Source organism: Sphingomonas sp. BK069, assembly GCF_014193405.1.
Taxonomy (GTDB): Bacteria; Pseudomonadota; Alphaproteobacteria; order Sphingomonadales; family Sphingomonadaceae; genus Sphingomonas.
Genome location: NZ_JACHZH010000019.1, coordinates 23,945 through 31,392 on the forward strand (window position 1 = coordinate 23,945; position 7,448 = coordinate 31,392).

At 64.8% G+C, this 7,448-nt stretch carries 6 protein-coding genes; 4 read left to right on the plus strand and 2 right to left on the minus strand.

Going from position 1 to position 7,448, the window contains the following annotated elements; translation table 11 throughout:
• The first annotated feature begins 248 nt into the window (after positions 1–248).
• A complete protein-coding gene (locus tag FHY02_RS22365; protein ID WP_183926538.1) occupies positions 249–2,147 on the plus strand; it encodes a methyl-accepting chemotaxis protein in 1,899 nt (632 codons plus the stop codon).
• Entirely contained in the window at positions 2,144–2,908 is a 765-nt protein-coding gene (locus tag FHY02_RS22370; protein WP_183926540.1) for a TorF family putative porin, read from the plus strand. Before FHY02_RS22365 ends, FHY02_RS22370 begins: the two co-directional genes overlap by 4 nt.
• A 198-nt stretch (positions 2,909–3,106) precedes the next feature.
• Here the strand turns inward: FHY02_RS22370 and FHY02_RS22375 are convergent, their stop codons facing one another.
• On the minus strand, positions 3,107–3,364 hold the full coding sequence (locus tag FHY02_RS22375) for a hypothetical protein (protein WP_183926542.1): 258 nt from the start codon (positions 3,362–3,364) through the stop codon (positions 3,107–3,109).
• A 2-nt stretch (positions 3,365–3,366) separates the two neighbouring features.
• Positions 3,367–5,172 (minus strand): diguanylate cyclase, encoded by a 1,806-nt coding sequence (locus FHY02_RS22380; RefSeq protein ID WP_311731917.1) that lies wholly within the window; start codon positions 5,170–5,172, stop codon positions 3,367–3,369.
• 261 nt (positions 5,173–5,433) lie between these two features.
• On the opposite strand from FHY02_RS22380, the gene FHY02_RS22385 reads away from it, so the two are divergent.
• Positions 5,434–5,841, plus strand: a complete 408-nt coding sequence (locus FHY02_RS22385) for a hypothetical protein (protein WP_183926546.1) — start codon at positions 5,434–5,436, stop codon at positions 5,839–5,841.
• Between the two features lie 713 nt (positions 5,842–6,554).
• Positions 6,555–7,232: a hypothetical protein gene (locus tag FHY02_RS22390; protein WP_183926548.1), complete on the plus strand. Its 678-nt coding sequence runs from the start codon at positions 6,555–6,557 to the stop codon at positions 7,230–7,232.
• Positions 7,233–7,448 lie beyond the last annotated feature (216 nt).

The following is a 7,448-nucleotide window of genomic DNA, read 5'->3' on the forward strand; positions in this document are numbered from 1 at the left end:
TAGAACTCGGCAAAACCTCGACCGATCATGGAGCTCCTGATGCTTGCCCCGCCTTATTAGGCGTTTGTAAGAGATCGGTCGCGTGTGCTCCGAGGCCGGTCAAGGCCATCTCCAAGGGCTGACTTGGACTTTCAGAACCGACGCGTTCGTGGCTGTCAACGGGCGACCACCTCGCATCTACGTTACCGCCTGTAGCCTGATCTTAATCAATGATGCGCATTGGCTAACTGATGCAGGCGGGTGGATCCATGTTTGGCAGTGTACGTGATCACGCGTCTTTCAACAGCTATCGGCGCCATTTCCTCTACCCGCTATGCGCCCTCATGGCGGTCGCAGGCATCATCATCGTCGCCCTGCTGGTCTGGCTGACCGTCAATGCCGATGCTCAGGAAGCCGCTCGCGAGGCCGAACTCGCCCGCTTAGTCGTTTCCAGCCGGCTCGACTTCATGCTGCGCAATCAGAGCGACTACGCCACCTGGGACGACTCCGTAGCCAACCTCGTGCTCTCCATCGATCCGGATTGGGCGAGCGACAACATCGGCCCGTACCTTTTTCGCACGCAGGGCTATGAGCACAGCTTCGTCATCGACGGCCATGACCGGACGATGTACGCCAGCGATCGTGGGGTTGCAGCCCGCGTCAATCCCTTCGCGCTGATGGGACCGACGTTAACGCGCGCGCTGGCAGAGTTACGCCAAAAGCCGGTCGGTGAGGATCATCGCCGCAGCGGTCTATTCCGTGTCGGCGACCAGCTCGCCGCGTTCAGCATCGCCGCCATCGTCCCTGATCCGGGCAAAGTCCGGTTGCCACCCGGGCCCGCGTCCTACCTGCTGTTGGTGGACATCCTCACGCCGCAACAGCTCGCCAGCTTGGGCACAGAACGGCGCCTGCCGACCCTACATTTCACGGGAGACGACGTCACGACGCCGAACGTGCCCGGCTCCGTCGTGCTGCGGAGCGCAGATGGACGACCGCTTGGTCACCTGCGATGGGCCGTGCAGCACCCTGGTACCGCCTTGCGCGATCGGTGTCTCTTACCGCTCGGTATGCTGTTGTTGGCGATGGTGCTGATCGGAAGCCGCGTCTTGCGCCGCTGCCGTCTCGCTGTCGAACAGACCGACGCGGCGATGCGGCAGTCGGCCGCCGATGCTCAGGAAGCGCGTTTCGCCCTTGAGGATCTGAGAAGGGTCAGAGCCGACGCGACGATGGCTGACGCGGCGGCACGCGAACAGCTCGAGGTCATCGTCCGAGATGTGAGGCACGAGAACAGCGAGCTGAACCGACGTCTCGCCGCGACAAGAGATGCCGCGCTGATCGACGCCAAAGAGCAACTCGAGGCGAAGCTGTCGCCGCTGCTGGATGCGATGCAGGGGCAGGCACGAACATTGACGGCCGCCTCTGAACTGGTCCGCGATCAAGGGCGCGGGCTGGAGCAGCTGGTCGAGGTTGCGACCAAGGCCGCGACCGAGACCGAGCGATGTCTGGGCGAGCTGACGCCAAGGGCAGCAGCCTTCGCAGACGCAGGTCGCGAGATTGAAGCGGAGGCGCGCACCGCGCTGATCGAAGTGCAACGCGCCAGCGACGATGGCGAAGAGGTGCAGACCAGTATCGCCGCGCTTTCCTCGACACTCGACGAAATCGGCTCGATCGTCGGCGGCATCGACCAGGTTTCTCGTCAGACGAACCTTCTCGCGCTTAACGCAAGCATTGAGGCTGCGCGTTGCGGTACCGCTGGTGCCGGCTTCGCCGTCGTGGCCGGCGAGGTGAAGGCGCTGGCCGATCACACCGCCGATCTCACCCGACAGGTGACCGACCAGCTCCACAACCTCCTGCGTCGTACCGCGGACACGTCCGGTGCGGCAAGGACCGTCGCCTCGGCGCTCGCCCGAACCGAACGCGCCGCAGAGGTCATCACTGCGGTGGTCCGACAACAGGTCCAGGGAGCATCCTCGATCCGGCAGAGTATCGACGCCGTCGCAGACGAGAGCCGCGGCACCACCACCGCAGTGGCGAACGCCCGAGCGGCGATTGCGGCCGGTCTCCACGCCGCCGACCGTATGGACGAGGTGGCGATGGATCTAACCACTGCGCTGAGCTCACTGAACGACGACATCGCCCTCTTCCTTCGCCAGTCGAGGGCAGCATGATTCCGCTCGCCTTGGCCATCCTCCTGCCCGCCCCTGCCAGCACGGTCGGAGCCGCCGCACCACTCGATCAGACCAGCGGACCGCGGCCTAATCGCGATCCCGACGCCATCCCCGACGGCAAGAGGGTCCCGGCGATCCGACCAACGCTGGCGTTCAATCTTGCTGCTGTCAGCGACTATAGGCTACGCGGCGTCAGCCAGACGAACGGTGGTCCCGCTGTCCAGGCCTCCGTGGAGGCGAGCGCTCCAAGCGGCTTCTACGCTGGCCTGTGGGGCTCGTCTGTTGCCGCCTATGAAGGCGCGCACTCGGAGGTCGACGCCTATGGCGGCTATCGTACGGCCCTTCATGGATGGGACGTCGACGCTGGCATCATCTCGTACTTCTACCCCGGCGCCGATGGTGTCAGCAGCGCCGAGATCTACGGCAGCGGCGCTCATGCGGTAGGCGATGTCGCGGTGAAGGCCGGTATCAGCTACACACCTCACCAGGCCGAGCTGGGCGCAGGAGACGGGTTGTACCTCTTCACTGAAGCGGCGAAGCCGCTGCCGTCACTCCCGATCACCTTGCGAGCGCATCTCGGCCGCGAAACCGGAGTCAACACCACTAGCGGCTCGCCCAAGATCGATTGGCTGCTCAGCGCGGACATCGCGGTGAGCAGCGTTACCTGGTCCTTGGCTTGGGTCGACGCCCGTTATCGCGGGCGCTCGTCGGAGAATGACAGCAAGGGTCGGCTAGTCGCAGCGCTCGCCTTCGATTTCTGACAGAATCACAGCAAATTCAATCTCCGGTCGCCTAAACCCAATTGCTGTCATTCGGCGGCATTTGCCCCCACCCCGAACTTCGGACGCTTGCTCAGGTTCGCGTTTGAGCCCTGAGAAGTTTTACGCAGCTGTCCGGCTCGCATATGCTGCCGGTCTGCAGCGCAAAGCCCGCCACCAAGCGGTCGGCTCCCTTCTGTGTCACGCCCTGAGATGCCGTTCAACATCACTGAGGCGTAGCGTGATCGCACGAGCCGACAGATGGACGGTCAGCCGCTGCCGCTCATCTTCGGTGAAACGAGCAGCCCTGATCAACAGGTCACGTAAAGCGGCGCGACCCACAACCCTGTCGCCGCCTAACCAGCCACTGCCCAGAGTTGTCTCGGGAGCGAGGATGAGGAGGCCATAAGCGTCGGGTTCGATGTTCTCGATGATGACGGCGTTGTCCTTCTTGGTCATGATCAGGCGGCCAACCGATCGGCCACGATCGCCCGGTCACGTCCTTCGCGCTTCGCGCGGTAGAGCGCCGCATCAGCGCTCGCGATCAATGGCGCATTGTCACGGCCCAGGCCGGCGCTCCACTCGGCCACGCCGAAGGACAGGCTGACGGGGCCCAGCGCCCGCGCGCCCTGTCGCGGCCGAAGTGCGCCCAGCGCGCCGCGGAGCCGCTCGATCCGGGGCAGGAGCGCCGCTGCCGTCGCTCCGGGCGCGATGATCGCGAACTCCTCGCCGCCGTAGCGGCAGGCGACATCGCCGTCACGGAAGTGCTCCCGCAACGCCGCGCCGACGAGCTGTAGCACCGCGTCGCCGGCGTCATGACCGAACTCATCGTTGAAGCGCTTGAAGTGATCGACGTCGCACATGACAAAGGCGAGCGGCGTACCCGCGCGCGCGGCGCGCGCGATCTCCAGTTGGAGGGCTTCCTCCATGTAGCGGCGGTTGTTCAGTCCGGTGAGCGCGTCGCGGACCGTCTGTTCCCTGAGATCGCGCTGAAGCCGATGATTGACGAGTGCGGACGCGATGTTCTCGCCGAGCGCGTTGAGCCGGAACGCCTCCTCCTCGCCGACGACACCCTGTAAGAAGAGCAGCCCGATGACCTCGCCACCGGCGAGCAGCGGCTCGCAGCGGTACGCCCCGGCATCGTCGGCAGCGTGACGGCACCCGACCTCATGGCCGTCGCCGAGCACGATATGTCCTTGGCCCAGCCGCAGCGCCCAGCACTCGTCCGGGCCGAAGCTCTCAGGAAGCACTCCGCCCTCACCCCAGCCGGCGAGCCGGACCAGCAGGTTGCGCGAGTTGTTGTGAGCGTAGAGCGCGCCTGCCACGCCGGGCAGCACCTGCGGCACGTAACAGTCGATGATCTGCGCCAGCTCGGCGTCGGTGCGCGCCGCCTGCAGCCGATGCGCCATGTCGCCGAGCCGCGCGATGACGTGCCCACGCGTCTCCAGCGCGCCGCGCTGCGCGAGCAGGTCGGCGTTGGCCGCCTGCAGCCGTACATCGGTGGCACGTTGCTCGCCCAGCGCCTCGCTGAGCCGCTCCGCCATGCGGTTATATCCGCTGGCGAGGCGATCGAACTCGAGCGAGCCGGTGCGCGTGTCGAGCCTGCTCTCCCCCTCTCCGTCTCCCAACGCCGCCATCGCATCGAGGACACGACGAAGCGGGCGTCGTACGCCAATCGCTACCATGCCGACCAGAAGAGCGAGCAGCATCGCGACGAGCGGGCCGCCGACCATCACCGCCCGCTTGGTGCCGGCGAGCCGGCCCTCGGCTTCCGCCGCGCGCTGCGCGAGCAGGTCGCGCTCGCGCTGTAGCAGGAGGCTTGCGCGCCGATCGACCTCGGCCATCAGCTCCCGCCCCTGTCCACCGGCGACGATCCGCATCGCTGCCGCGAAGTCACCGCGACGGCCAAGGATCAAGGGCGTGCGCAGCACCGCGATGCGCCGCGCGACCGCCTCCCTGAGCGCGACGGCGCGCTCGTGCTGGAGTGAATTGTCGGCTGTCAGCCGTTCGAGCCGGACGAACTGACGCGCCGCGTCTGCGAGCCGCTGATCTACCGTCGCCACGAAGCGGACGTCCTTCGTCAGCAGGAAGCCGCGCTGACCTGACTCTGCCTCGCGCAGCTCGGCGAGGGCCTCGTCGAGGTCGACGATCACCTGCTGGGAATGAGTCACCCAGGCGAAGCTCTCGCGCGTCTCCAGCGATGATTGCAGCAGAAGCGCGATCAGACCGACTAACGCCGCACCGACGATGATGCCCAATGCGGTCACGCGCGAGATCAGCGAAGGGAGCACGGCGAATGATCCAGATCAAGTTGCTACGTTCCGGGCCTAAGGCCGCCATGGTTTCTGACACGTTAAGCGCAAGTGCCAGCTCAAGGCCGTGATCTCGACTGACGCCATTCGAGCCCGGCGCGCGAGCGAGCATCCCGCTAACACCGAAAGCGCCCTTAGCGCTGTAACCGCCTGCGACTTGCCGAGGGCTGGTATGCTGATCTAGGTCAGCTTTGGGGATGGGGAGCCTAAGGTAACATGCTGCGGACGTTGAGCGACTATCACCGTCGGATCGAGCTGGGTCTTGATGATATCAGACGCTTGTGCCGGTGTGATGCTCCGGACCCGATCATGTTGCCCCGCGCACGCGCCGCGCTTGGACAGGTCAGCATCGAACGCAGCCGCTTCATCAATCAGGTAGTTGTACCTCGGCTGTTGGTAGGCGCGAACTACGCCTCTGCCCGAGACATGCTAGCTTTGCAGAACTCATTCGCTGCCAATCGTCTGGTGTCGGATCAGCACGTGTCTCGCTGGACAGATGAAACGGTCGCTGTTGACTGGCAGGGATACCGCAGCGCGGCCGCCGCTATCTGGCGTATGATGGAGCAGCAGATGGATGATGAACGGGGCCTCGTCAGCAGGCACCTTGAACATGTTTACCTTTGACTGATGATCGTGACAGCCCTTTATAAATCCAAAGGACCCACAACCGGTCACTCAAGCGCCCCTCCCCGCTTCCCAACTCCGGCCGCTCGTTCACCTCGTCGCTCGAGCCTTCCGCGCGACTGTCCGGCTGGCCTGATTGGCAGGTTCGGCTAGTCGCTGCCGCTTTTCTTTCCAGGCCCGAACTCGACCCGCACGCCGACTCCTCCGCCCTCGACGGTACCCACGGTCACTCCGGGTGCGAGGTGGAGACGAAGCGGCTTGCTCAGGATACTTCTGAACTCGGGAAGGTCCGGCAGGGCACGCAGACGGAACTGCTCCTGATCAGCTCGGCCGCAGACAACTACCTCGCCATCCCCAATTGGCGGGCATCGTGTCGGTGCCGCCTTAAGGCTGTCAGGCACCTGGAGAGGACCGGCAGGCCTCGCCGGGCTTGAGGGCGCCGGGCCGACCATCTCGGTAGCGACTTGCTGTGCATCCATCACGCATCGTCTCCCGAGCAGAAGGATGGTGATTGATTGTGTCCGGTTGATGGCGTCGCGATAATGGCAGCAAGCGTTCCAAAAGTCAGTGCTTTCTGACGGACCCGCCGGTGGAACCTCCTCAACTCGCAGGCTTGCGGTAGCTCGCCAGCCTCCTCGACGAGGCCCATCGTCTATGTCAGAAACGCTGTCGCTTCGCCGACGGCCAAGTCGGCTGCCATGAGAGGGGTTGCGATGAGAATCAATGCCGTCGCTTCGATTTGGCTGATAGCGGCTGCCGTCATGGCGCCGATCCCGTCGGCCGAGGCAGAGACGACCAAACCGTCGCAAACCGAACCCTATCTTGCCGAGTTCGCGGACTGCGTGGTGGCCCAGAAGGGGCGCCGCACCGCCGTAACTGCCTTCGTGCGCACTGTGCCCAACAGCTCCGGCTTCTTCGCAGCCAGCATGAAGGCCGCAGATCTTACCTGTCTCAACGCAGCCGCGCGTCGGACCGGCGGTAAACTCGAGATGAGGATGCAGCCCGAGGCTTTCCGCTACGCACTCTACCCGGCGCTTTACCGACGTGACTTTGGCCATGGGGCTCCCGTCGCGGCGACCATGACTGACGCACCGCCAAGCGACCTCGCAAGCGAGTTCGACGGCGACATAGCCCAGCTGCCGTCCACCTACAGGCCCTCGCGCGCCTTCGGGGATTGTGTGGTGCGGGAGAACCCAGCAGGCGCTCATGCGCTGTTGATGGCCAAGCCCTTCAGTCGGGCAGATACAGCAGCGGTTGAAGAACTGAAGCCGTCGTTCGCGGCGTGCTTGTCAGAGGGGCAAACTGTGAGGCTTACCCGGCCTGCCATGCGGGCGTTCGTCGGTGAGGCAGCGTATAAGCTGGCGCTTGCGGGATCGCGCGCGACAGGATGAGCCGCCTGTTCCGTCAAGATCGGCTGATCGCCTGGAACACCACTCGAGGAACGTTCCCGACCTGGCACGACCGGGCTATCGCCGCCCTCTCACTCTTACCCGCCCTGGCAGCGGCTCATGGTGACGTGACCCCCGTTTCTTCATCCACTTGGAACTAGAGGCCGGCCCCTCGAAGGGACGGACGGAATGAAACGGAAGCAGTTTTCGGAAGAGCAG

Excerpts from the sequence above, each read along its gene's own strand:
- FHY02_RS22365 (WP_183926538.1), top strand. The coding sequence starts at position 249 with ATGTTTGGCAGTGTACGTGATCACGCGTCTTTCAACAGCTATCGGCGC.
- FHY02_RS22370 (WP_183926540.1), top strand. The coding sequence starts at position 2,144 with ATGATTCCGCTCGCCTTGGCCATCCTCCTGCCCGCCCCTGCCAGCACG.
- FHY02_RS22375 (WP_183926542.1), bottom strand. The coding sequence starts at position 3,364 with ATGACCAAGAAGGACAACGCCGTCATCATCGAGAACATCGAACCCGAC.
- FHY02_RS22385 (WP_183926546.1), top strand. The coding sequence starts at position 5,434 with ATGCTGCGGACGTTGAGCGACTATCACCGTCGGATCGAGCTGGGTCTT.
- FHY02_RS22390 (WP_183926548.1), top strand. The coding sequence starts at position 6,555 with ATGAGAATCAATGCCGTCGCTTCGATTTGGCTGATAGCGGCTGCCGTC.